Consider the following 2106-nt stretch of genomic DNA (forward strand, 5'->3'; position numbering starts at 1 on the left):
TCAGTCCATATCCATACTCAATGAGCTGGTTGCAGGAGTTTGATGATCCTGAGCTGGCCGGCGAACTCTACAGTAACGATTTCCCGTTGGTGGATATCACCGTCATTGCCGATGACGAAATCATGAAGCACCGACGCATGGCCGTGCTTGAGCTGCTGCAAAAACATATTCGGCAGCGCGACCTGGCTGATTTGCTTGAGCAATTGGTCACATTATTGCTTGAAGGATACACCACTCAGGAACAGCTGGTTTCTGTGATAAACTACATGTTGCAGGCGGGAGAATCCCACAACCCGGCTGCTTTGTTAAATACTCTGGCATTACGCATGCCACAGCATGAGGAAGCTCTGATGACTATCGCTGAAAAACTGCGCCTTGAAGGCGAAGAACGCGGAATTCAGAAAGGTATACAGCTGGGTGAACAGAGAGGTATACAGCTGGGCGAACAGAAAGGTATGCAGCTGGGCGAACAAAAAGGCCGTAAAGAGGAAGCGATTAAGATTGCCCGCACTATGTTGGTTAGTGGTCTTGATCGCACGACCGTTATGAAAATGACCGGTCTTTCCGAAGATGAATTGGCGCAAATTCGCCACTAATTCTGACACCAGTAAGAATTCCATTAAGAGCGTTAGCTAAGCAGCTAACGCTTTTTTATTGGAAAGGTTAATAAAATAGCCCCCCATGTGAACATCTGTAGGGTGTGTTAAAGTTAAACTTGGCGTTTTTAGGATATGATGAACGATGAAGAAAAACACCACACCTACATTGCATGATGCTATTTTTAAGCAGTTCCTGACACATCCGGATACTGCCAGGGATTTTCTGCAATTTCATCTACCGCCGGCGTTACTCGAAGTGTGTGATCTGGAAACCCTGCAACTGGCGTCAGGGAGTTTTATCGAAGACGATCTTCGACCGTACTACAGCGACGTGTTGTATTCGTTGAAAGCAGGTAAGGGTGATGGCTACGTGTATTGTCTGATTGAGCATCAGAGTTCACCGGACAAACATATGGCGTTTCGGCTGCTACGTTATGCGATCGCTGCGATGCAACGTCATCTTGATGCTGGTCATAAAACGTTACCTCTGGTGATACCGATATTGTTCTACCAGGGAAAAGTCAGTCCATATCCATACTCAATGAGCTGGTTGCAGGAGTTTGATGACCCTAAACTGGCCTGCGAACTCTACAGTAACGATTTCCCGTTGGTGGATATCACCGTCATTGCCGATGACGAAATCATGAAGCACCGACGCATGGCCGCGCTTGAGCTACTACAGAAACATATTCGGCAGCGCGACCTGGCTGATTTTCTTGAGCAATTGGTCACATTATTGCTTGAAGGATACACCACTCAGGAACAGCTGGTTTCTGTGATAAACTATATGTTGCAGGCGGGAGAATCCCACAACCCGGCTGCTTTGTTAAATACTCTGGCATTACGCATGCCACAGCATGAGGAAGCTCTGATGACTATCGCTGAAAAACTGCGCCTTGAAGGCGAACAACGCGGGATTCAGAAAGGTATACAGCTGGGTGAACAGAGAGGTATACAGCTGGGCGAACAGAAAGGTATGCAGCTGGGTGTACAGAAAGGTATGCAGCTGGGCGAACAAAAAGGCCGTAAAGAGGAAGCGATTAAGATTGCCCGCACTATGTTAGTTAGTGGTCTTGATCGCACGACCGTTATGAAAATGACCGGTCTTTCCGAAGACGAATTGGCGCAAATTCGCCACTAATTCTGGCACCAGTAAGAATTCCATTAAGGGCGTTGGCTAAGCAGCTAACGCTTTTTTATTGGAAAGGTTAATAAAATAGCCCCCCATGTGAACATCTGTAGGGTGTGTTAAAGTTAAACTTGGCGTTTTTAGGATATGATGAACGATGAAGAAAAACACCACACCTACATTGCATGATGCTATTTTTAAGCAGTTCCTGACACATCCGGATACTGCCAGGGATTTTCTGCAATTTCATCTACCGCCGGCGTTACTCAAAGTGTGTGATCTGGAAACGCTGCAACTGGCGTCAGGGAGTTTTATCGAAGACGATCTTCGACCGTACTACAGCGACGTGTTGTATTCGTTGAAAGCAGGTAAGGGTGA

General features: G+C 46.8%; 3 protein-coding genes. All 3 read left to right on the top strand.

Annotated elements, in window-relative coordinates:
- On the top strand, nt 1-596 hold a 596-nt coding region (locus tag OO184_RS24770; RefSeq protein WP_265381433.1), incomplete at its 5' end, for an Rpn family recombination-promoting nuclease/putative transposase.
- Between the two features lie 145 nt (nt 597-741).
- Nucleotides 742-1740, top strand: a complete 999-nt coding sequence (locus tag OO184_RS24775) for an Rpn family recombination-promoting nuclease/putative transposase (RefSeq protein ID WP_265381434.1) — start codon at nt 742-744, stop codon at nt 1738-1740.
- Nucleotides 1741-1885: 145 nt separating this feature from the next.
- Nucleotides 1886-2106: Rpn family recombination-promoting nuclease/putative transposase (locus tag OO184_RS24780; RefSeq protein WP_265381435.1), on the top strand; the 221-nt coding region annotated here is incomplete at its 3' end.

Source organism: Photorhabdus aballayi (assembly GCF_026153155.1).
In the GTDB taxonomy this organism is placed as follows: Bacteria; Pseudomonadota; Gammaproteobacteria; order Enterobacterales; family Enterobacteriaceae; genus Photorhabdus; species Photorhabdus luminescens.